The following is a 22026-nucleotide window of genomic DNA, read 5'->3' as shown; positions in this document are numbered from 1 at the left end:
TATTTGAACTGCTCTTCAGCCTTTTGAACATCCGGATCAGCCTTATCCTTGTTAAGTTGTTTCATAGCAGCGGCTAATATTTCCAATACCTCCTTGGATGTTTCTGTATCTGGTTCAATCAGCAAAAAGTTGCAAGCCGCCAAAAAAGCGTTGCTAAATTTATTTTGGCTATAAACGGCGTGCATATAGATCAGGCTTGCATCCGCGTTATTACTGGCTCTTTTAATACTTTCTTTAGCCCACTTTTCCGCATTCGCATATTCACCTTTACTTTGGCAAAGCATGGCAAGGTTATAATAATTAAGGTCATAATCAGGTTCGGCTTTTATCCCGGCCATGTAACTTTCATCCGCCTTTTTAGGCTGGCCTTCGTCTTCATACATCGTTCCGAGTAAAGCGTACTTTTTGCCAAGATAATTTTTTGATGACCGCAGATTATTTTCCATTATATCGATCGCTTTTTTCCGGCTGCCTGCTTTAAAATAGTTATATGACAACTGATACTGCCATATATCATTTTTAGGATCTATTTTAAGCGCGGCCTCAAACTTGGCAATAGCATCGAGATATTGACCTGATTTGCTGAGCTTGGCCCCCTCTTCAATTATAGCGTTTACATCCTTTTGCTGCGCCTTGCTAAAAAGCGTTATAAAAACCAAGGCAATCAATATAAGTATACTTTTATTCATCTTATGTAAGTGTTTAGATTTAATACTTTCTGGCTGTGCTGATATACCAGGTGTTAAAAGCCTTTACCTTGTCCTGATTATCTTTAAACCAACTTAGTTCTTTCGCCGTTAGGTTACGCTGACTAATGTATTGTATAAAAACCGGGAGATGGCCTGCCTGCTCAAGCGAATAAAAATAATCCGCATAAAAACTCCAGAAGAAATCCTTTGGCGCTTTAATGCTCTGAGAGATAGCGCCCACCCCTTTAAAAATCTCGCCGAGGCGAAGTTCAAAAACAAAAGCCTTACTCACATTTTCACTATAATTAGATGTGTTTACCACCGTCTTTTTTAAAAACTGTTCCGCCTGCGCATATTTCCCACTTTGATAGGTGGTTTGCGCAGCCGCCGCATCTGCGAATCCTGTGTTAATATGGTTCAAAACGTATTTCGCGTTTTCTGAATTAGGCTCAAGTAATAATACGTTGCACGATGCCATAATACCCTGAACATACTTATGCTGACCGTACATAATGGTAGCGTACATACGGTGCAGGCCAACATCCTTATAATCCTTTTTTAAACCCTCAGCAGCATATTTTTCTGCTTCTGCATTGTTGCTCTCGTTATAATATAGTGATGCCAAACTTAAATACAGCGCAGCGTTGCCCGGATCGTTTTTTATACCTGCCTTATACGTTTCTATAGCTTTTTGCGATTGTTTATTCCTCACATATAGTAAAGCCCGTAAGTTATAAGCATCTCCTATTGGTTGCTTTGCGCTAATAATAAGCTTATCTAAAATAGAGGCCGCTTGGGTATAATCGCCTGAACTGATATAGCTATTAGCCAACTCTATCGGGGCATCTGTATTGCCCGGTTCAATTTTTAACGCTTCGGTATATTTTTGGATCGCCTGTTTGTACTGGCCTTTGTCATGAAGGTCCATCCCCTCATCAATTAACGCCTTGGCTGTTACATTTTGAGCATTAGCAGTAAGGTTAAATACCAATAAAACCGCAAATGCGGCCACAATGTGAGAAAGCTTAGTCATGCTACTAACGTATATATCATTCAATATATTTACAATAGTGCTTAAACTTATTTTTAAAATACTATCATAAGCTTTGCAACCTTTTCTAATCAGCTATCATCTTCACTCTAAAATACTTTATCATGAAAAAGCCAGCCGTATTATTAGCCGTATTATCATTTATTATCCTAAGTGGCTTTACACCACAAACGGGTATTAAGCCATGCTACCTTTCCCTTAAAAAAGCCGGCGACCTGAAAGCCGGAACGGCAGACCGTTTACTGGCGGACGCTGACAAAACCCGCATGCTGGTTACTGAAGCAGGCGAAGTGCCGATTACTGTGACTGAAGGTTACCGCATCATCTACAACAATAAAAAGAAAGCGCCCTTTGTAAACCTGATAGTTGAGCTGAGCAAGCCAGAAAATTATGAGCAGGATAAAAAGAATGTGCTGGCCAACCTGAGTTACCTCAACGCGCAAACAACCGGCATGGAAACCACCGGAAAATTATTGGAGCTTGACTATAACGGCTACAAGGCGTACGGCCTGAGTCGTGCCGGTATTAGTGAGGGCGAAACGTTAGGTACGTTCGTCATCTTCCCGGGCGATAACATGATTATCTATATTTACTTTAACAACATTGAACCCGCAAAAGGCCACTTTAAAAACGCAGCCGAGTATCAGGGCTATCGTAATGATTTTATTGGCCAGTACACCGCCCACCTTGCTAAATGCAAATAAGTAATTAACCTTTTATACCCTTTACCCTCAGGGTTACACGGCTGGTATGAGGTATGCCTAACGTGGTACCGGGCAGGGTGGTGAGGTATAGTTTAAGGTAGCCATCCATTACACCCTTCATTACCTTCACCTTTTGCTCGTAATCATCGGGCATAATGGCGATTAAGGGCTTATCAAAATGAAGTCCGCCGCTGGCGTCGACAAAGGCGGCAAAGGTAAATTTAAAGTCGCTGTAAGCCTTTTTTATGGTGATATTGTATTCTGGATACATATAGGCATCCTCGGGGTCAACATTATCATACCGGATGGCCTGGGCATGTACCTCAACTTTTTCGACGGTTATATTGGGAGATTTACTGATGAACTGTACCGGCTCACGGGCCGCAAAGGCGGTATCCGGGTGGGTGTTTACATATTCCGCGCGTTTCATAATGAAAGCTGTATCTGCTTTTGAAGGCCGCATCAGCGTTTTGGCATCGGTTTTTAATACATTTTTGATGTAATCATTTGCATAAAGGGTCATAAATACCTTCGATTCCTCCAGGTAAATGGTTGTTCCCTCGACTTTTAATATCTGAAATACGAGGCTATCCTTAGTAACCTTTTTTACCCGCAGCCAGGCACGCGCCATGTTCACAATTGAATCATGATCATAAGTAACCGGGAAATTATAGAAAACCTTACGCTCAGGGCTGAAGATGTTGGCAGAATCATCAGAAGGAAATGAAAGCTTCCACTCCGGCTCCAACTGGTAACCGCTTTTGTCAAAAGTTAATCCGTTTTCAAGCCAGCGCTTAATTTCGGTGTATTTTATGCCCAAAACATTTTTAAAGGATGGTTTTACGTCAACCTTCTTTTTCGGCTTTTTATTACACCCGCTAAAGGCGATCAATATGGCCAGTAAATAAAAGTATACCGTTCGGGGGCGCGTAAGCTTCATAGTGCAATTGTACAAAAAACAGTTTTAACTTGGTTTTACGGGCATTCATTTAACAAACAATATTTTAAATCGCGGCGCAAAACATCAGGCAGAACCAGCCGCAGTTTACCTTAATGTTAATAATATTTAAAAACAATTATTATTTAGGTGCTGTATAATTTCTATTTTTCGCCCTCGTTTTATCGACTGGATATATTGTATATGAGATCTGTGATCAAGTGTGTTTCAACCTCTGCCCTGTGCTTAATATTATTTGCTTCGTGCTCATCCGACAAAAAGAAAGCCACCACCCGCGACGGTGAAAAGGTGAACTTTGATACCGTGGCGCTTTTAAAATACGACCCCAAGAAAGAGGATAAAAAAATAGACGAATTTATGCAGGCTCTGCATAAAAAACGTGGTTTTAACGGCAATGTGCTGGTAGCAAAAAAAGGGAAGATCATCTACGAAAAATCATTCGGCTGGGCTAATTACCTGATACGAGACAGCCTGAAGCTGGGCTCAAAATTTGAGTTGGCATCAGTCACCAAAACCATGACGGGAACCGCCATTATGATGCTGGTTGAGCAGGGCAAATTAAAGCTCGACCAGAATGTTAAAGAGTTTTTTCCCAACTTTCCGTACGATGGCATTACGGTTAAACTGCTGCTTACGCACCGCTCCGGTATGATGAACTATGTTTATTTTACCGACGACCTTTACCGCAAGGAGCACCGCGACCAGCGCAAGGGCATGACGAACATGGACGTAATGAACCTCATAGCGCAATACAAGCCCAACCCGTTTACCAAACCCGATAAGCATTTTCATTACAACAACTCCAACTACATGGTGCTGGGCGCTATTATTGAAAAGGTGAGCGGTAAAAGCTATGCCGAGTTTATGAAAGAAAATGTTTTTGGCCCTGCCGGGATGCACCATACCGCCGTGTACTCAAAAGCCGTATATGAAAAAATCCCGGTTGATGTTGTTGGCCACGATCGCGGCCAGTGGCGATACTCGGTGGCACAAAACTTTTTGGACGGCCCAGTGGGCGATAAAGGCATTTATAGTACCGTGGGCGACCTGTTTTTGTTTGACCGCGCCCTGCGCGCCGGCATCCTGCTGAAAAAGCAAACGCAGGATTCGGCATACACAGCCCACAACCCATTGCTACGCGGGCATTTTAGCTACGGCTATGGCTGGCGCATATTTGATGGCCCGAACCAAAAGGTGGTGTACCATACCGGCTGGTGGCATGGTTTCAGGCATATTTATTTGCGCGACCTAAAAAACGATGTTACCATTGTATTGTTATCTAATTTAGCCAACGGTAGCCTGCTACAGTTGGATGATCTGTTTAAAATAACAGGCATGCCTATTGTACGTAAAAATGCCTACACCGGACAGGGCGACGCGGCTGAAGATTAGGAGCCCCACACCCCCTAAAGGGGTATATTAACGAAAACAACCACGTCATTGCGAGGTACGAAGCAATCTCTGAAGCGACATATGCGCTGTAAAATATTCTTAAAGAGATTGCTTCGTACCTCGCAATGACGGCATAAAACTGAGGACATATGTTTGATAAATTATTTGAAGCACAGCAAAAAGCTGGCGAAGTAAAAAAGAGGTTAGACGGCATCACCGTAACCGGCACTGCCGAGGGTGGTAAAATAACCGTAACAGCCAACGGCAATAAGGTGATACAATCCGTTACCATTGACGAAGCCTTTTATGCTGATGCCGACAGGGAAGAAATTGAGGAATTGCTGGTTGTAGCCCTCAACAAAGCCCTTGAGCAGGCAGATAACGTAAGCCAGGCCGAAACCGCAGCCATCGCCAAAGATATGTTCGGCGGTCTGGGCGGTATGTTCGGGCAGTAGCTATTTTTGAATTGCATTATTTTTAAAGTGGCAATAGCAGTTGCAGTATATATTTAGTGCATACTAAACTGCTACTGCAACCGCCACTGCTACTAAAGCACGTGCGCTTTAATCGCTTTTTCAACTTCCTGCTTATTTTTGGCTGACTCCCATTTTTCTTTTACGGATTGATCGCCCAGCTCAAACAGCTTTTCAAACAGCAACTTTCCGCCGGCTTTCTGATTTATCTTAACTACGCTATTCTTGGCGTATAAGTCATCCCATACTTTGCGTACATCAGCCCAGTAGCTTTTTTGGCTGGCCCACCATTTTTTGGCATAGGCAAACTCTTTTTCATCAGCCTTGGTAAATTCTTCGTAGCCTTTCTCCTGCGCCAATAATTTATTGCCCGCGGCCGAGCGGATGATTTTCTGATTGTCCTGCTCAAACATCCAGCCCTCCGGTGTCAGGTAAACGCGGTTGCCGCGGCGCAATACATTATAATCGCTGCGCTTGGTAAACTCCCGGCGTGGCAATGGTGAGTCCGTTTCACTTTGCCATTGGTGGCGCCCGTCAACATGCACCCAGGTACCAATACTCTCGTATCGCGGACTGTCATCAACCTGGAAAACTTTTTGCACCCAACGTCCTTTTACCTCAGCTGGTTTTAATTTAACCTTCTTCCAGGTATTATCCTTGTCAAACGCCAGCATAGTTGGCTCCTCATATTGCCAATCCTCACGCCAGTGTTTTATTACCGTGCTATCGCCTACAACCAGCAAATGCTGTATCACTATTTTCTTTGGTGAGTCTTCTTCAATAACCGCCCATTCGTAACCCCACGAATTATAGCGTGGATGAAATTTGTATGCCGTATCGGGCGCAAATGTTTCGGCGTAGTTGAAGGTAACTTTATAAAAACCCTCTAATGCGCGGATGGCCTGCCTGTCTTGCTCGAGCTTAGATTGTCCAAAGGTTACAGAGCCGGTCAATTGGATGAATAAAAGTAAAAAAAGCTTTTTCATTTACATTTATTTAGATTGAATAAACAAAGTAAACAAAAAATTGACCTTCGGCGCAAAAAGATTTAGCTATTGTGTGAGTGATAATAAAAGTTATTTTTACACTTAACATCATAAGTTCGCACTATAACCGTTAAAAGCTATCTTGCGTATTATTTTTATAACCAGCAGACCCAACGATTACAGTTTTTAAACAAGATGGCCGATAATAAAAAGAAGATATCCATTAAGGATATTGCCAAGCTCACCAATACGTCAATAACAACGGTTTCTTTTGTAATAAACGGCAAGGGCCGTATCAGTAACGAAATAAAGAAAAAGGTACTTGACGTGGCCACCAAAAACGGGTACGAGCCCAACCGTATGGCGGTAGGCTTGCGCACCGGGGTATCAAAAGTTATCGGGCTTATTGTAGAAACCATAGGTGGGCCTTTTTTTGGCGCCATGGCCAAGGTGATTGAGGAAGAAGCGGAAAAGGCCGGATATGGTGTTATTTATTGCAGCACAAACAACAACGTGCAAACCGGCAAAAACGTGATCAAAATGCTATCGAACCAATTGGTTGACGGTTACATTGTAACACCAATGAAGGGACTGGAAAGCGACATTGAAAACATTGTTAATAACGGCAAACCGGTGGTGCTGATTGATGGTTATTTTCCGGATCTTAACATTCCGCATGTTTTGGTTGATAACTATAACAGCGTTTTTAACGCGATTAAATCACTCATTACATCGGGTTATAAAAGCATTGCCTACGTTACCCCCGATCTGGACCTTGTGCAACTGGAGGAGCGTATTACCGGTTACCGCGACGCCGTTAAGGCCGGCGGACTAAAAGAAGACAACAAGCTTATATTTAAAGTACCGTTTGGTAGCGACAAAGAGAACGCCATTGCATCGATAAAAGACTTTTTAAAGAAAAATAAAAAAGTTGAAGCGGTATTTTTCAGCACTAACTATCTCGGATCAATGGGTTTGCAGGCCATTAACGAGTTAAAGCTTGGCATACCTGATGACATAGCCATGGTGAGCTTTGATGATAACGAGTTGTTTGAGCTATATCCGCCGGGTATTACGGCTGTTAAACAGCCAACTTATCAAATAGCCAAATCGGCTATTGACCTTTTGTTATCCCGCCTGCATGATGATAAGCTGGATATATCCGAGATCAAAATGCAAATACCGGCCGACCTGGTTGTGCGCGGCTCCACAAAAAATTAAGGGGCTAATAACACAAAAGCCCGATAACGCACAACAAGCGTGCTATCGGGACTATTTTTTTACATACCTGCGTATGCCTTAATTGAGCAAAAGTTTAATTTAACGGTTACCCGCTTGTAGTAATGGTTATTTCAAAGATGGGCAAATAACGCTTTGATGGCCTATCGCTTTTGTATCAATAATTCTGCAAATCGTCTCAATCTCAAACCTATTCTGCGCGCTCATCATTCTTCTAAATAAGCGTGTTTAACTATATTTGGTACAGCCATCCATTTAATTGCCATTGAAAGTTAAACTATTAATGCTCTTCGTGTTACTAATGTCCGGTTTCAACGGCATTGCACAATCGTACTATTTTACGCATTACCAGGTTGAGCAGGGCCTATCAAACAACGCTGTTATTTGCAGCATAATGGATAGCCGCGGCTTTATGTGGTTTGGCACAAAGGATGGGCTTAACCGCTTTGATGGCTACACCTTTAAAACCTTCCGCAACGACCCAAACGACAAGAATACGCTGGGGAGCAACTTTATTTCGACACTTTACGAAGATGATCAAGGCATCTTATGGGTCGGCACTGAAAACGGCTTGTATCGTTACGATGGAGAAAGCGAACATTTTATTTTTATAAACGGTATTCAGCAGCAGGCTATTGAAAGTGTAATAAAACAAGGCAGCTATTTATGGATCGTGTCGGGGCAATCATTATTTCGTTACAATATTGCTGACCATTCCGTAGCATCCTATCGTGAAAACTTTGCCGCGACATACGTATGTAAATCTTACGAGGGTGATATATGGGTGTCAACCGCCGATGGTTATTTACAAAGATATAACCCTGGCAACAATACTTTCACTCCTTTTAAAGCATTATCCAACCTTAACAACAGGTCTGTTTCAAACTGGATAGAGAATATAACCAGCGATGGCCCGGGCCGGTTGCTAATAGGTGCGTCTAACCAGGGGGTCAAAATATTTAATACCATTACGCATAAATCTGCAGACCTTGTTACCCGGAATGAAAACGGCACTGACATCTTCGCACGAAATTTTCTCCGCGTTTCATCTGATGAGCTTTGGATAGCTACCGAATCGGGTATATTTATTTATCACGATAAAACCAATAAACTGGTAAACCTGCGCAAGCAGTATAACAACCCCTACTCACTGGCCGACAATGCTGTTTATACCTTGTTTAAGGATACTGAAGGCGGCATTTGGGCGGGCACCTATTTTGGAGGTGTAAACTATTATCAGCCACGGTATACTTTTTTTGAAAAGTTTTTTCCACGTATCGGCGAAAATTCCATTAGCGGAAATGCGGTACGTGAAATTTGCCGTGATTACGACGGAAATCTTTGGATTGGTACCGAGGATGCCGGGCTGAATAAGTTTAACTTAAAAACCAAGCAGTTTAGCAACTATCGCCCTGGCGATGGCCGGTCGGGCATTGCTAATACCAACCTGCACGGTTTGCTTATTAACGGTAATGAATTATGGGTGGGCACCTTTGAGCATGGCCTTGATGTTATGGATTTACATACAGCAAAGGTAATCAGGCATTACAACGCCGGACCGGGACAACACCAGCTCAAAAGCAATTTTATTTTTTGTATGCTCAAAACCCGTGCGGGCGATATATTGGTGGGAACACCTGTAGGCTTATACAAATACAACCGGCAGACGGACGATTTTACGTTACTTCCACATTTGCCGGCATCAGCTTTTATAACCGCTATAACGCAGGATAGCAAAGGCACACTATGGACGGGCACGTTCAGGCATGGCATATTTTACCTGAATGCCGATGGGAGTAGCGGTACCCTTAACCATTTGCTGAATGTCGACATGTCAAAAGTGCGGATAACCGACATATTTGAAGACTCAGAAAACCAAATGTGGTTTGCAACTGAGTCGGGGTTATTTAAGTACAACAGACAGACAAAAAAAGCCGAGCAATATACGGTTAACTGGGGCCTGCCAAGCAACCTTATATACAGCATTTTAGAGGATGCCCGGAAACAACTCTGGATAAGCACTTCAAAGGGACTGGTAAGCTTTGATCTGGCTACCGAAAAAATACGGGTGTTTACGAAAGCCAATGGCTTACTTACTGATCAGTTTAATTATAACTCCGCTTACCGGGATGAAACCGGGCACATGTTTTTTGGCAGTGTAAAAGGCATGGTATGCTTTAACCCCGATGAATTTATAACCAATACCGTTGCGCCGCCCATATATATAACAGGTTTCCAGGTAAACAACCGCGAGCTTGCCGTAGCGCAAAAAGGCTCGCCGCTTAAACGCTCCATATTGGTTACCCGCAAAATTGTGCTCGATTATAAAAGCTCATCTTTCAGTATCGATTTCTCCGCCTTGAGCTACAACTCTCCCGGCACGCTTGAATACGCTTACCGGATGGACGGGCTGGATAACCAATGGACCTATATAAAAACTAACCGAAAAGTTTATTTTACAGAGTTACCTGCCGGAGTTTATACATTCAGGGTTAAAGCGGCCAACAGCAGCGGCATCTGGAATAACAAGGAAGCGCGCCTTGTTATTAAAATACTACCGCCTTTTTGGAAGAGCAATACCGCTTATTTAATTTATACCCTGCTACTGATGACTGCAGTTATTGTGCTGATAAACCGTTATAACCGGAAATTACAAGCCAAGCACCGCAGGCAGATGGAGATTTTTGAAAACGAAAAGGAGCGCGAGATATACGAAGCCAAAATAGAATTTTTTACTAACGTAGCCCACGAGATACGCACCCCGCTAACGCTTATTAAAGGGCCGATGGAAAAGGTGATGAAAAAAGCGGGTGAAGTGCCTGATATTGAAAAAAACTTGAGGATAATTGACCGTAATACCGGCCGGCTGCTCACACTTACCAACCAACTGCTTGATTTCCGTAAGACGGAAGCGAAGGGCTTTTCGCTCAACTTTGTGAACGTTGATATACCGGAACTGCTTACTGATATTCATAGCCGCTTTCAACTGGCTGCCGAGCATCGTAACCTGGCTTATAAACTACTGTTGCCTGAAGCGCAGCTGCAAGCTTACGTTGATGCGGAAGGGTTCACTAAAATAATCAGCAACCTGCTGGATAACGCCATTAAATATAGTGACAACCACGTTGAGGTTGAGCTGATGCCATTAGCCGGTAGCGATGAAAACTTTACTATTGAAGTGCGTAACGACGGTAAACCCATGCCGACCGAGCTTAGCGCTAAAATATTTGAGCCCTTTTTCCGCATAAATGAACAAGGACCGCAGCCCGGCACGGGCATAGGCTTATCTATCTCAAAATCATTGGCTGAGCTACACAAGGGAAGGTTAGAATTAGTTGGATATGTAAATCGATTTACTATATTTGCTTTAACACTGCCTGTACACCAATTAATAGAATTTAACCTAAGCGGTAAATGGAAAAAGTATTAAGCTTGGCTGCTTATCAAGCCGGCGATGCCGATCTTGATAAACCGGTTGTTTTACTCGTGGATGATAACGAGGAAATTCTGGAATTCGTTTCTGAAGATCTGAGTGATAAATACCGGGTTATAACAGCGCCTGATGGTATTGCGGCACTTAACATTTTGCGCGAGCAGATAGTTCACCTGATTATAAGTGATGTGATGATGCCGGGGATGGACGGTTTTGCCCTTTGTGAAGCTGTGAAGGCCGACTTTGAACTTGGACATATACCTGTGCTACTGCTTACGGCAAAAAACACCCTGCAATCAAAAATTGAGGGGCTTGAACTGGGGGCTGATGCCTACATAGAAAAACCTTTTTCGCCTGAATATTTGCAGGTACAGGTGGCCTGCCTGCTGCGTAACCGCAATAAAGTAAAGCAGTATTTTGCTAAATCACCATTGGCGCATATTAAAACCATTGCCCATAACCGTGCCGACGAAGTTTTTCTGGAAAAGCTGAATGAGCTTATCCTTAAAAACCTGGACAATAAGGAGCTTGATGTGGAACACCTGGCGGATATGATGAACATGAGCCGCCCGACTTTATACCGTAAAATCAAATCAATATCTGACCTTACGCCTAACGAGCTGATCAATCTTGGCCGGTTAAAACGTGCCGCTGAATTGCTGAGCGAGGGAGAGTTTAAAATCTACGAGATATCAGACATGGTGGGCTACAGCTCACAAACCCAGTTCGGGCGTAACTTTTTAAAACAGTTTGGTATGTCGCCCTCTGATTATCTTTATAGTCTCAACGGCGATAAATAATATTGATCCCGGCAGTTTATTGCTGCCGGGATAACAAAATCTTTATACAGCTACCAACATAGCATCTACAAACCAGTGCTTACTGTCGAATATATGATCGGCAGGAGTAAATCCGGCGCGTTGAGCCATTTCATCCACCTGGTCAATCGTATATTTTTGTGATATCTCCATCCAGATGTATTCATCCTTTTCGAAACGAATACTTTTGCCTTGTATTTTTACCACCTGCTCGCTCAGGCTGATCAGGTAACTTTTACAAGCACCGTTCTCCGGGTCATAACTGCAAAAGTGATCAAACTGCGACAGGTCAAAATCCGCACCCAGTTCACGGTTAATGCGGGTAAGCAGGTTTAAGTTAAAAGCTTTGGTAATACCACCCTTGTCATCATAAGCGGCGCGGATGGTATTCGGGTTTTTCTTAAGGTCTACGCCCATCAGCAGCATATCGCCTGCTGAAAGGTGTTGCCTCAAACTATTGCAGAACTCCTGCGCATCTTCAACCGGCATATTGCCAATATTGGAGCCTAAAAACATAACCACCTTACGGCGATCAGATATAGCCGAGGCTTTGGCCAGCATCTCAAAGTATTCGCCTTTGAGGCCGGTAAGCTTTAGCCCGGGTACGCTTATTGGCAGTGTTGCCTCTAATTCGCTGATAACATGGCCTGAAATATCAATCGGCATGTACTCAAAATGCGCGCCCATTTCCACCAGTTTACGCAACAGGTGGATGGATTTTGTAGCATCGCCCGCGCCCAGTTCGATCAGGTCAAACGGCTCGCCACCTTTGCGGATGGTGTGTGCCAGCAAATCAGTTTGTTGGGTAAATATTTCCATCTCGAGGCCGGTGAGGTAGTATTCAGGACAATTCATAATATCCTGAAACAGCTTGTCGCCCTGCTCATCATAAAAATATTTTGATTGCAGGTGCTTCGGTGTGGCGCTCAGTCCATCCAATACATCATGCAAAAACTGGCTATAATGGTTTTCGGGTTGTTTTTCTGGTGCAGTAGGTGTGAGTATCATGGTGGTTGATATTTTATAGGTTATTTTGCAAGGCGTATGCCGGTAAATTGCCAGCGTAAACCGGTTTGGAAAAAATTACGGTAGGTGGCGCGGCTATGCCCCGGCGGCGTTACTTCTGATGCGCCGCGCAAAACTTTCTGGTTTACCATAAACTTACCGTTGTATTCGCCTATGGCTCCGGGTGCTTTTGAAAATCCGGGATAAGGCAGGTACGCGCTTTCGGTCCACTCCCAGCGCTGGCCCCAATTAAACTTAGATGCCGCCGCTTCCCATTCAAACTCGGTAGGCAAACGCATGCCTTTCCAGGCGGCGTAAGCATAAGCCTCGTAATAGCTTATGTGCGTAACCGGGCCATGAATATCCAGCGGTTGTAGACCATGGTAGGTGTAGTGGTGCCAATGGCCATCTATCAGGTACCAATACAATGGCGACTCTATCTTATTCGCGTTTACCCAGGCCCAACCCTCAGAGTGCCAGTGCCTGAAATCGTGATAACCGCCGCTGTTTATAAACTCCAGGTATTCGGCATTGGTTACCAGGCTTGGGCTTATCTGGTATGCATTCAGGTAAACCTTATGGCGATTCAGTTCATTGTCAAAACAAAAGCCTTCGCCTTCAAAGCCTATCTCGTAAATACTTTCGGGCATTTGTATAAACTCTGCGCCAACAGCTCTCTCAAAATGCGTCGCCTTATACTCGTGCGAATAGGCCGGAAACAAGGGGTTATGGCCAAGTATATATTTAATATCCGTATACAACAACTCCTGGTGCTGCTCTTCGTGATTAAACCCGAGGATCACTAACTCCTGAATTTCCGCCGGTATATCCCCACATAAAAAATGATACATGGCTTCGTCAACATATTTGCGGTAACTGTAAATATCAATCACTGTAGGGCGGCTTAAATTACCGCGGTCTGTACGAATAACCCTGCTGCCTACGCTCTCGTAGTAGCTGTTAAAAACGTAATTATATTCGGTATTATATTCTTTGTAGGCAGATACGTAGGGCTTGAGTATAAAGGTTTCGAAAAACCAGGTGGTATGCCCCAGGTGCCACTTAGGCGGGCTTACATCCTCAATAGGCTGAACAACGTAATCCTCAGTTTGTAGCGGACTGCAAATATGTTCGGAGCGTTGCCGCACCTGTTGGTAACGTTCTGCTAAATTCATTTATTTAATTGGTATTAGTGTGGTTCTTCAGCTCGGATATGGTTCTAACGTTTAACTCCTGAGCTTGTTTTCGGCGCATCATTAATGCGTAGGCATTGTTAAAACCTATGGGGGTAAGCCATTTAATGTTGTATCGCTTGTTAAATTCCGCCTTTACAAAGTTATAAGTTCGTTCTTTATCACTCATCAGTTTATTTACCGTTTGCGGTTGCGCTTGCAAAATTGCCAGCAAGCCGGTACCCGTATATTCCGGGTAAAAATCAATCTGGTTGTTGGTAAGGGCGTCAAAGCAAATTTTTGTTCCGCCCAATCCGGTTTTTGTGGACACATCATAATTTGTGTAACCCCGTATCAGCATCGCATACATATTGGCTAAAATGTACTGCTCGCCAAATATTTTTGAGCCGATGCGTACAATACCGGCCTTACCGTTACGTGCGGGCTTATATAGGTTTTTTGATTCCAAAAACTCCTTTGCCACCCTTTCCGGACTTTGGTGTAGATAATCGGTACGGTAGTTTAACTCCGTCATGATAGAATCTGTAATAGTGCCCGACAACATATTAAGCGTACGCTCCAGTTCAGGGAATTTCTTCAAGGCCACCTCACTCACAATAGGCGCTGCATAATATGGCGGAAAAATATGCTTATCATCATCCAGCACCACCAGATCGTAAGCTTTTAATCGCCCATCGGTAGAGTAACCGCTGATCACGTCCAGCTCTTTTTCATAGGCTGCCTTATACATCACCGCATCGCTGATTACGATGGTGTGAATTTTTAAACCATACCTATCACGCAGGCCCAAGTTGCCATCCTGCCGTCCCATAAACTCGGGGGTAAAGCCGGCGGTAAGTTTGCCGCCATAGGCCGATGGAATGAAGTAAAAGGAAGCCAGCAGCAGGGTAATTACGGGCAGCGCATACACGCCCAAACGCACTTTCCGGAAATTCATTTTCTGAATTAACGATAATAAGAAATCAAACACGATGGCCAGCAGCGCTGCCGGTATAGCGCCGGCCAGTATCATATTGGTGTTATTAAGCGATATGCCGCCAAAAATAAACTCGCCCAGGCCACCAGCTGCTATGTACGATGCCAATGTGGCAACGCCAACATTAATTACCGTTGCCGTACGTATACCGGCTAAAATAACCGGCATGGCCAGCGGCAGCTCAACCTGCTTCAGTATTTGCCACTTGCTCATGCCCATGGCAACGGCGGCTTCCTTTATCGATACGTCAACCCCGGTTATTCCGGTGTATGTATTGCGGATGATGGGCAGCAAGGCGTATAGCAGCAAAGCCACGATAGCCGGTTTAGGGCCAATACCCAAAAGCGGAATCATGAAACCGAGCAAAGCAATGCTGGGAATGGTTTGCAACACCCCGGCAAAACCCAGCACACTGCCGGATAATTGCTTTTTGCGCGCGATCAATATCCCGAGCGGTAGCCCGATCATCACCGCGAGAAGCAGCGAAATAAAGGTAAGGCCAATATGTTCAAGCGTTTGAGAGAGTAATTTATCTGATTGCTGGCGCATGAAATCCAGCAGCGACTGTTGCTGTTCATTCATGGTGCGGTTGCTTTTTATATTGATAATAGGCGCTCATCAAGGCCTCAAAGCCAACGCTTTTTATCTCGCGTGTGTGTTGGTTAATGATGTTGATATTATCGTGCTGCGTAAATTTAAAACCCTCTAAGGCTGTCCACATGTTTTCATCGGCTGATAGCAGATCAGTATGTGTTTTACGGCCGGTATCTGTAAGCCCCGGCCAGATATCCGTTAGCTTAACAGAGCGTAGCTCTAATTGCAGATGCTGCTCTTTCAAAAAGTCTTTTACAAAATCATTCGCCGGAGTAAAAAGCAACTCTTGCGGAGTGCCCTGCTGCACAATGCGCCCCTTGTCCATAATTACAATGCGGTCGCCAAGGGCAAAAGCTTCCTGAACATCATGGGTAACCATAATAATGGTTTTGCGCTTCAATTCATCAAGCGCTTTAAATTCGGCATGTATTTTAGTGCGCGTAACATTATCCAGCGCGCCGAATGGCTCATCCATTAACAACACCGGCGCATCGGCAACCAAGGCACGGGCCAACCCCACGCGCTGCTGCTGCCCGCCGCTTAACTCGTTAGGATAGGCATTAAGGTATTGTACCGACAGATGCAGTTTTTCCATCAACTCCGTAGTGCGCTTCTGGGTTTTCGCTCTATCCCATTTGAGCAGGTTGGGCACTACGGCAATATTCTGAGCCACGGTGTAATGCGGAAACAAACCATTATTTTGTAACACATAGCCTATACCCCGCCGAAGCTCTTCGGGTTGCCGGCTTGCCACATCCCTGCCGTTTATACTGATGGTGCCGCTTGTAGGCTCAATAAGCCGGTTAAGCATTTTAAGCGTGGTGGTTTTTCCGCAGCCGCTGGTACCCAGTAAAACCATGGTTTCGCCCTCAGTAACCTCAAAAGATACCTTATCAACCGCCTTTATAGCGCCAAAATGTTTGCTCAGGTTATCGGCCTTTATCATGCAGTTTACTTCTCTAACGACATGAAGAGGTTATTCAGCGATTCTGAATACGTAGGGTGCGCGAACACACAATAACGTATCCGGTCATACGTAATGCCGCCTTCCATAGCCATTTGCAGTACCGACATAATTTCGCCGCCCTGCTCGCCTAAAATGGCGGCACCCAAAATCTTTTTACTTTCCGGGTCGACAATGGCCTTCATCATACCGCGTGTATCGCCCACCTCAATAGCACGGGCAACGTGCTCCATAGGCAGCGTAGCCACCTGGTAGTTGATGCCCTGCTTTTTCGCCTCCATCTCGCTCAAACCAATGCGGCCAAGCTGCGGATCAGTAAACATGCAGTACGGTACCGGCCTGTCGTCTGTAGTAAAACTCTCTCCCTCAAAAAGGTTGCGGTATACAATAGTATAATCGTTATAGGAAATATGGGTAAATGCGGGGCCGGGTTTTACATCACCTAAGGCATAAATGCCTTCCACGTTAGTCTCCAATTTATTATTTACCTTGATAAAGCCTTTATCATCCAGCTCTACCCCGGTTTTATCAAGCGAAAGCCTTTCGGTTTGCGGCTTACGGCCTGCCGCCACCAATACATGTGTGCAACTGATGCTTTCGGTTTCGCCCCCTCGCTCAACAGCAGCGGTTATTTCGTACCCGGTTTTATCAAAGCTTTTGGCCTGTGCGTTGCATAATATGGTGATGTTTTCTTTTTGCAGAATTTTAGTCAGCTCCTGCGCGACGTCCTCATCCTCGCGGGGTAATAACCGTTCTGACCGTTCCAGGATGGTAACCTTACTGCCAAACCGGCTGAACATTTGCCCAAACTCCAGCCCGATGTAATTACCGCCGATAATCAGCAGATGCTGTGGCACCTCTTCCAGGTCAAGTATGGTAGTTGACGTAAGGTACCCCACATCATGCAACCCGTCAATGACCGGTATCATGGGTGACGCGCCCGTGTTAACAAAAAACAGCTCAGCACTTAATTGCTCCTCTCCCCCCTCGTTGAGTTTTACGATCACGGATTTATCACCGATAAAGCTGGCCTCTCCAAAAATGAGATCGAGCCCTTCAGTTTTCTCCACAGCGCTTTGGCCGCCCGTGCGCGATTTCATCACGATCTTATCCTTACGCTCCTTTATCGCTTTCAGGTCAACCGAGTAACCATTAACCGTAACACCCACTTCGGCAGCATGTATCGCGTTATACGCCGCCTTTGCCGAGGCAATCATGGCTTTGGTAGGCGTACAGCCGTCATTAACACACGTACCGCCAACAAAACGTTTTTCAATTAGTGCCGTCTTCTTTCCGGCCTTAGCCAGTTTTTTAGCCAGGGGAACACCGGCCTGCCCGGCGCCTATAACTATCGCATCATATTGCTTCATTCGCTTACCTTAACCCCTTTCCAAAAAGCTATATAGCCTTTAATTTCGGCGGCGGCATCCTTGGGTTCCGGGTAGTACCAGGCAGCATCTTTATTCTCCTTACCATCAACGGTAAGGGTATAATATGATGCCAGCCCTTTCCAGGGGCAAGTGGTATGTGTTTCGCTGCTTTGCAGGTACTCCTGCTTTACACTCGCCGGCGGAAAATAATGGTTATTCTCTATTACGATGGTGTCGTCGCTCTCAGCAATCACCGTGTTGTTCCAGGTAGCTTTCATTGGATATAAATTTACTAAAGAGTTCCGTTTTTTACCTCACTTTTTTCAGCCTCGCTCAGCTCCACCCACTGCTCAAAACTGCGTATGGCATCACTCGCCCCAATGCGCTTAAATTGTACGCTACGCTCGTTGAGCGGCTTAACTAACTCTGCCGATATTTGCGTATCGCCAAAGCCAGCCCATTCAGCATCGGTTTTGGTATTGCCATAATAAACCACACCAATGCGAGCCCAGTAAATTGCGCTGGTACACATAGGGCAGGGCTCGCAACTGGTATACATAATGCAGCCTTCAAGGTCGGGCGTTTTAAGTTTTTTGCAAGCTTCGCGAATGGCATTTACCTCGGCATGAGCTGTAGGGTCATTAGTAGCGGTTACCGAGTTAGGCGTGCAGGCCACCACTTCACCATTTTTTACTATAACGGCGCCGAAAGGCCCGCCGTTGCCTGTGTGTATGTTATCGTCGGCACATTTAACGGCCATCCGCATAAAGCCGAGGTGACTGTCGTCAATCTTTTTTTTGTTCATAAGCTGATGTAGGTATACAATACGTTGGTGCAGCTTTTTGTTTTTTTGATAACGCGCCGATTACCACACCGTTTAAGAATTTTAAAATGTTGCAAATAATATTTTAATTTTATTTGGAAAGATATATCTTTGCAGACCCAAAATAAGGGGATTTGTTCTTTTACAAATAATGGTCCATTCGTCTAGGGGTTAGGACGCCAGATTTTCATTCTGGAAACAGGGGTTCGATTCCCCTATGGACTACCGCGTTGAAATTGAGAATTGTGAATGATCATTTTCAGCTTTATTTTTTACGTATTCACTAACCCGGTCCATTCGTCTAGGGGTTAGGACGCCAGATTTTCATTCTGGAAACAGGGGTTCGATTCCCCTATGGACTACCAAAGCCGCTTTACGAAAGTTTAGTGGCTTTTTTTTTGTTAATAAAGGCATTTTTAGACTAATTAGCTGCAAAACTTTAAATTTATAATTAGCCAATTATGTTAAGTTTTATTTAATCAAAAAATTAAATTTGTTCAGGTAAAAACATCATGGATACTGTTTCAATAGAGCCGAGATATAGAAATTCAGTTATTAATAAAATCAATAGCTCAGATAAGGAAATTCATGACTGGTACAGGTTCGTTTTATCTTATCCACCGCATATAGTTCGAAAATATATAAAAGAATTTAATCTAAATTCTGAAGATATATTATTGGACCCTTTTTGTGGCACTGGGACAACAATCGTTGAAGCCAAATTAAACAACATACCATCCATCGGTATCGAAGCAAATGGTTTTGCCCATTTTGCAAGCTCTGTTAAAACCAGCTGGGATGTTGATGTTGACCAAATGAAATGCTACGTTGACAAAATAAAAAATTCTGCAAACAAAGAAATAAGCAAAGTTGATGTTGACACTTCGGGCAAACAAGTACTTAAATCGTTAAAACCGGATCAGGAAAAAATAATCTTAAAAAATTCAATAAGTGCTATTCCTCTACATAAATCTATTATATTGTTAGAGGAAATAGAAAAGTACAAGCATACTAAATTTTATATATATTTTAAACTTGCTTACGGAACAGCTTTAGTTTATAAAAACAGCAATTTACGTTTTGGGCCTGAAGTGGGAATTGGCAAAATCAAGACAGATGCAGATGTGGTAAACAATTGGTATCAGCAAATAACTAACATTTGTAATGATTTGAAGATACTGGGTAAACACAATTATCCTTCCGCCGAAGTTATCTTATCTGATGCTCGAGATATTAAAAGGGTTTTAAACGGACGAAAGGTTACCGCAGTCATAACTTCTCCACCATATCCTAATGAAAAAGATTATACTAGGACAACCCGCTTAGAATCTGTATTACTCGGATTTATAAATAATCGCGAAGAGCTAAGATCTATGAAAAAGACCTTACTAAGATCTAATACAAAAGGCGTATACAAAGATGATTCTGACGACCAATTCGTAGCTGATTTTTCAGAAATTCAAAACATAGCCGAGGAGATTGAAAGCAAAAGAATTGAACTTGGTAAAACCTCCGGCTTTGAAAAGCTATACGCTAAAGTAACCAAACTTTACTTTGGAGGCATTGCCAGGCATTTAAAAGAATTACGTGGTGTTTTGGCACCAAATGCTTATTTAGCTTATGTGGTAGGAGACCAAGCCTCTTTTCTTAGAGTGATGATTCCAACGGGGAAGATATTGGCAGATATCGCCCAGTCTTTAGGCTATGAGTTAATAAGAATTGATTTATTTAGAACGAGATTCTCTACAACAACAAAATCGGTTTTAAATGAAGAAGTAGTTATATTAAAATGGAATGGTTTTAATCAATAATCATGTCAAAAGCCAACCGATATTCCCAGATTATTGAAGCTGTCTTCTTCAATTCCTATAAAGAAGGATTAACAGAAATTGATTTTACTAGAATTGACATCGAAAATATTGCGGCCCTTTTAAAAGTAAAATTACCAAAAAACATAGGTGATATATTATACTCTTTCCGTTATCGCAATTCGCTACCTAAAAATATTATTGATATTACACCTAAGGGGTTTGAATGGATAATAAGGCCTGCAGGAAGAGGCATGTACAAATTAGCGTTAACTAAAACAACCTTTTTTAAACCAACAGACCATTTTTCTATAACAAAAATTCCGAATGCTACTCCGGGTATAATTGCTAAATATGCAATGAGTGATGAGCAAGCTCTTTTAGCTATTATAAGATATAATAGACTGCTTGATATATTTACTGGTTTAACGTGTTATTCTCTACAAAATCATCTGAGAACCACTGTTCCTAGTATGGGGCAAGTTGAAACAGACGAAATTTATATCGGCATTGATAAGCGCGGAATTCATTATGTAATCCCGGTTCAGGCAAAAGGCAAATCAGATAAGCTTGGTGTTGTACAAATTGAACAGGACTTTGCCATTGGTGCTTCAAAATTCCCTAATTTAATCTGCAAACCTATAGCAGCACAATTTATGGTGAATGGGGATATTGCTCTGTTTGAATTTGAACGAATAGAAGAGGAAATATTGGTATCTTCTGAAAAACACTATAGATTGGTTGATCATAAAGAATTAAGCTTTGACGAATTAAATGTATATAAGACAAGAAACATTTAATATAAGATTTTCTTATATTTTATTAAATAAAGCGTTTAAATAATTCAATTAGTATCGGTCATTCTACGTCTAAATGAATCTTAAAAATCACCTCCGCCCCAATGATCAAATCGAATTGCTCAAAACCTTAAAAGCCCGTTTTGAAAAGAACAAAAATCGCCACCCGGGTATTGCCTGGGCTGATGTTGAAGAAAAGCTACTTATTAATACCTCAAAACTATGGTCGTTAAACGAAATGGAACGCACCGGCGGCGAGCCTGATGTGGTGGGTTTTGATATTGAAACCGGCAAATACATTTTTTACGATTGCGCACCCGAAAGTCCCAAAGGCAGGCGCAGCCTGTGTTATGATAGCCAGGCATTAGAAGCCCGCAAGGAATTTAAACCGGAAAGCACCGCAATGGATATGGCTGCTGAAATGGGTATTGAAATGCTTACCAAAGCACAATACCGTGAGCTGCAACAACTGGGTAAATTTGATTTAAAGACATCCAGCTGGATACAAACCCCGGCCAGCATCCGCAAACTCGGTGGCGCCATTTTTTGCGACCGTCGATACGATACTGTTTTTACTTACCATAACGGTGCTTCATCCTACTACGCTGCTCGTGGTTTCAGGGGCATGATTAAAGTTTAATACTTAGCGCTTAAACCATTAACACAATAACAGGCAGCAAAGCCGGTCAACTACAATTGACCGGCTTTTTTGTTTTGGGGGCCATTTGCCTTTACTACTTATTTACACCCCAA

19 protein-coding genes, 2 tRNA genes and 1 pseudogene are annotated in these 22026 nt (G+C 43.3%); 11 read left to right on the top strand and 11 right to left on the bottom strand.

Translation table 11 applies throughout. The features are described from left to right. Positions 1–218 precede the first annotated feature (218 nt). Together LT679_RS18740 and LT679_RS16745 are read right to left on the bottom strand one after the other, a co-directional pair. Positions 219–689: pseudogene (locus LT679_RS18740) on the bottom strand (tetratricopeptide repeat protein); the annotation flags it as partial. 19 nt (positions 690–708) lie between these two features. Then, a complete protein-coding gene (locus LT679_RS16745; RefSeq protein WP_232178818.1) occupies positions 709–1722 on the bottom strand; it encodes a tetratricopeptide repeat protein in 1014 nt (337 codons plus the stop codon). Between the two features lie 122 nt (positions 1723–1844). Here LT679_RS16745 and LT679_RS16740 point away from each other — a divergent pair, with 122 nt between their 5' ends. Further along, the gene (locus LT679_RS16740; RefSeq protein ID WP_232178817.1) at positions 1845–2444 is read left to right on the top strand and encodes a hypothetical protein; all 600 of its coding nucleotides are present in this window, start codon (positions 1845–1847) and stop codon (positions 2442–2444) included. A 4-nt stretch (positions 2445–2448) separates the two neighbouring features. Here LT679_RS16740 and LT679_RS16735 read toward each other — a convergent pair whose 3' ends face one another. Then, positions 2449–3384 carry a hypothetical protein gene (locus LT679_RS16735; RefSeq protein ID WP_232178816.1) on the bottom strand — a complete coding sequence of 312 codons (936 nt, stop codon included), beginning with the start codon at positions 3382–3384 and terminating at the stop codon, positions 2449–2451. Positions 3385–3585: 201 nt separating this feature from the next. On the opposite strand from LT679_RS16735, the gene LT679_RS16730 reads away from it, so the two are divergent. Continuing rightward, positions 3586–4794, top strand: a complete 1209-nt coding sequence (locus tag LT679_RS16730; protein ID WP_232178815.1) for a serine hydrolase domain-containing protein — start codon at positions 3586–3588, stop codon at positions 4792–4794. A gap of 149 nt (positions 4795–4943) precedes the next feature. Next, a complete protein-coding gene (locus tag LT679_RS16725; protein WP_232178814.1) occupies positions 4944–5249 on the top strand; it encodes a YbaB/EbfC family nucleoid-associated protein in 306 nt (101 codons plus the stop codon). 92 nt (positions 5250–5341) lie between these two features. Here the strand turns inward: LT679_RS16725 and LT679_RS16720 are convergent, their stop codons facing one another. Next, positions 5342–6253: a DUF6607 family protein gene (locus LT679_RS16720; RefSeq protein WP_232178813.1), complete on the bottom strand. Its 912-nt coding sequence runs from the start codon at positions 6251–6253 to the stop codon at positions 5342–5344. Positions 6254–6448: 195 nt separating this feature from the next. Here LT679_RS16720 and LT679_RS16715 point away from each other — a divergent pair, with 195 nt between their 5' ends. The 3 genes from LT679_RS16715 (at position 6449) to LT679_RS16705 (ending at position 11725) form a co-directional block, all read left to right on the top strand. Then, positions 6449–7474 (top strand): LacI family DNA-binding transcriptional regulator, encoded by a 1026-nt coding sequence (locus LT679_RS16715; RefSeq protein WP_232178812.1) that lies wholly within the window; start codon positions 6449–6451, stop codon positions 7472–7474. 319 nt (positions 7475–7793) lie between these two features. Continuing rightward, positions 7794–10922 (top strand): ligand-binding sensor domain-containing protein, encoded by a 3129-nt coding sequence (locus LT679_RS16710; protein WP_232178811.1) that lies wholly within the window; start codon positions 7794–7796, stop codon positions 10920–10922. Then, entirely contained in the window at positions 10907–11725 is an 819-nt protein-coding gene (locus LT679_RS16705; protein ID WP_232178810.1) for a response regulator transcription factor, read from the top strand. Before LT679_RS16710 ends, LT679_RS16705 begins: the two co-directional genes overlap by 16 nt. Before the next feature lie 42 nt (positions 11726–11767). Here the strand turns inward: LT679_RS16705 and egtD are convergent, their stop codons facing one another. Genes egtD through LT679_RS16670 form a run of 7 tightly spaced genes read right to left on the bottom strand, consistent with a single transcriptional unit; the run spans position 11768 to position 18650 of the window. Beyond that, positions 11768–12751, bottom strand: a complete 984-nt coding sequence (egtD, locus tag LT679_RS16700; RefSeq protein ID WP_232178809.1) for an L-histidine N(alpha)-methyltransferase — start codon at positions 12749–12751, stop codon at positions 11768–11770. Between the two features lie 20 nt (positions 12752–12771). Then, positions 12772–13923, bottom strand: coding sequence for an ergothioneine biosynthesis protein EgtB (gene egtB / locus LT679_RS16695; protein WP_232178808.1), 1152 nt, complete (start codon positions 13921–13923; stop codon positions 12772–12774). A gap of 4 nt (positions 13924–13927) precedes the next feature. Further along, a complete protein-coding gene (locus LT679_RS16690) occupies positions 13928–15499 on the bottom strand; it encodes an ABC transporter permease/substrate-binding protein (RefSeq protein WP_232178807.1) in 1572 nt (523 codons plus the stop codon). Then, complete coding sequence (locus tag LT679_RS16685) at positions 15492–16457, bottom strand: ABC transporter ATP-binding protein (RefSeq protein ID WP_232178806.1); 966 nt, start codon at positions 16455–16457, stop codon at positions 15492–15494. The genes LT679_RS16690 and LT679_RS16685 overlap by 8 nt, the downstream gene beginning before the upstream one ends. 5 nt (positions 16458–16462) lie before the next feature. Continuing rightward, positions 16463–17845, bottom strand: coding sequence for a dihydrolipoyl dehydrogenase (lpdA, locus tag LT679_RS16680; RefSeq protein ID WP_232178805.1), 1383 nt, complete (start codon positions 17843–17845; stop codon positions 16463–16465). After that, complete coding sequence (locus tag LT679_RS16675; protein ID WP_232178804.1) at positions 17842–18123, bottom strand: DUF427 domain-containing protein; 282 nt, start codon at positions 18121–18123, stop codon at positions 17842–17844. Before LT679_RS16675 ends, lpdA begins: the two co-directional genes overlap by 4 nt. Positions 18124–18137: 14 nt before the next feature. Then, positions 18138–18650: a nucleoside deaminase gene (locus tag LT679_RS16670; RefSeq protein ID WP_232178803.1), complete on the bottom strand. Its 513-nt coding sequence runs from the start codon at positions 18648–18650 to the stop codon at positions 18138–18140. A 171-nt stretch (positions 18651–18821) separates the two neighbouring features. Between LT679_RS16670 and LT679_RS16665 the strand changes: the two genes are divergently transcribed. From LT679_RS16665 to LT679_RS16645, 5 genes are all read left to right on the top strand, one after another. Then, positions 18822–18893 (top strand) — tRNA-Glu (locus tag LT679_RS16665). A gap of 65 nt (positions 18894–18958) precedes the next feature. After that, positions 18959–19033: transfer RNA gene (locus LT679_RS16660), tRNA-Glu, on the top strand. Between the two features lie 147 nt (positions 19034–19180). Then, on the top strand, positions 19181–20479 hold the full coding sequence (locus LT679_RS16655) for a DNA methyltransferase (protein WP_232178802.1): 1299 nt from the start codon (positions 19181–19183) through the stop codon (positions 20477–20479). Positions 20480–20481: 2 nt separating this feature from the next. Beyond that, positions 20482–21276 (top strand): hypothetical protein, encoded by a 795-nt coding sequence (locus tag LT679_RS16650; RefSeq protein WP_232178801.1) that lies wholly within the window; start codon positions 20482–20484, stop codon positions 21274–21276. A 73-nt stretch (positions 21277–21349) separates the two neighbouring features. Next, positions 21350–21913: a DUF4256 domain-containing protein gene (locus LT679_RS16645; RefSeq protein ID WP_232178800.1), complete on the top strand. Its 564-nt coding sequence runs from the start codon at positions 21350–21352 to the stop codon at positions 21911–21913. Positions 21914–22026 lie beyond the last annotated feature (113 nt).

The organism is Mucilaginibacter roseus, assembly GCF_021215455.1.
Lineage (GTDB): Bacteria > Bacteroidota > Bacteroidia > Sphingobacteriales > Sphingobacteriaceae > Mucilaginibacter > Mucilaginibacter roseus.
This window is presented reverse-complemented; position numbering and strand designations above follow the sequence as displayed.

What these genes read in the sequence shown, in the direction of transcription:
- LT679_RS16745 (WP_232178818.1), bottom strand. Translation starts at nt 1,722, where the DNA reads ATGACTAAGCTTTCTCACATTGTGGCCGCATTTGCGGTTTTATTGGTA.
- LT679_RS16740 (WP_232178817.1), top strand. Translation starts at nt 1,845, where the DNA reads ATGAAAAAGCCAGCCGTATTATTAGCCGTATTATCATTTATTATCCTA.
- LT679_RS16735 (WP_232178816.1), bottom strand. Translation starts at nt 3,384, where the DNA reads ATGAAGCTTACGCGCCCCCGAACGGTATACTTTTATTTACTGGCCATA.
- LT679_RS16730 (WP_232178815.1), top strand. Translation starts at nt 3,586, where the DNA reads ATGAGATCTGTGATCAAGTGTGTTTCAACCTCTGCCCTGTGCTTAATA.
- LT679_RS16725 (WP_232178814.1), top strand. Translation starts at nt 4,944, where the DNA reads ATGTTTGATAAATTATTTGAAGCACAGCAAAAAGCTGGCGAAGTAAAA.
- LT679_RS16720 (WP_232178813.1), bottom strand. Translation starts at nt 6,253, where the DNA reads ATGAAAAAGCTTTTTTTACTTTTATTCATCCAATTGACCGGCTCTGTA.
- LT679_RS16715 (WP_232178812.1), top strand. Translation starts at nt 6,449, where the DNA reads ATGGCCGATAATAAAAAGAAGATATCCATTAAGGATATTGCCAAGCTC.
- LT679_RS16710 (WP_232178811.1), top strand. Translation starts at nt 7,794, where the DNA reads ATGTCCGGTTTCAACGGCATTGCACAATCGTACTATTTTACGCATTAC.
- LT679_RS16705 (WP_232178810.1), top strand. Translation starts at nt 10,907, where the DNA reads ATGGAAAAAGTATTAAGCTTGGCTGCTTATCAAGCCGGCGATGCCGAT.
- egtD (WP_232178809.1), bottom strand. Translation starts at nt 12,751, where the DNA reads ATGATACTCACACCTACTGCACCAGAAAAACAACCCGAAAACCATTAT.
- egtB (WP_232178808.1), bottom strand. Translation starts at nt 13,923, where the DNA reads ATGAATTTAGCAGAACGTTACCAACAGGTGCGGCAACGCTCCGAACAT.
- LT679_RS16690 (WP_232178807.1), bottom strand. Translation starts at nt 15,499, where the DNA reads ATGAATGAACAGCAACAGTCGCTGCTGGATTTCATGCGCCAGCAATCA.
- LT679_RS16685 (WP_232178806.1), bottom strand. Translation starts at nt 16,457, where the DNA reads ATGATAAAGGCCGATAACCTGAGCAAACATTTTGGCGCTATAAAGGCG.
- lpdA (WP_232178805.1), bottom strand. Translation starts at nt 17,845, where the DNA reads ATGAAGCAATATGATGCGATAGTTATAGGCGCCGGGCAGGCCGGTGTT.
- LT679_RS16675 (WP_232178804.1), bottom strand. Translation starts at nt 18,123, where the DNA reads ATGAAAGCTACCTGGAACAACACGGTGATTGCTGAGAGCGACGACACC.
- LT679_RS16670 (WP_232178803.1), bottom strand. Translation starts at nt 18,650, where the DNA reads ATGAACAAAAAAAAGATTGACGACAGTCACCTCGGCTTTATGCGGATG.
- LT679_RS16655 (WP_232178802.1), top strand. Translation starts at nt 19,181, where the DNA reads ATGGATACTGTTTCAATAGAGCCGAGATATAGAAATTCAGTTATTAAT.
- LT679_RS16650 (WP_232178801.1), top strand. Translation starts at nt 20,482, where the DNA reads ATGTCAAAAGCCAACCGATATTCCCAGATTATTGAAGCTGTCTTCTTC.
- LT679_RS16645 (WP_232178800.1), top strand. Translation starts at nt 21,350, where the DNA reads ATGAATCTTAAAAATCACCTCCGCCCCAATGATCAAATCGAATTGCTC.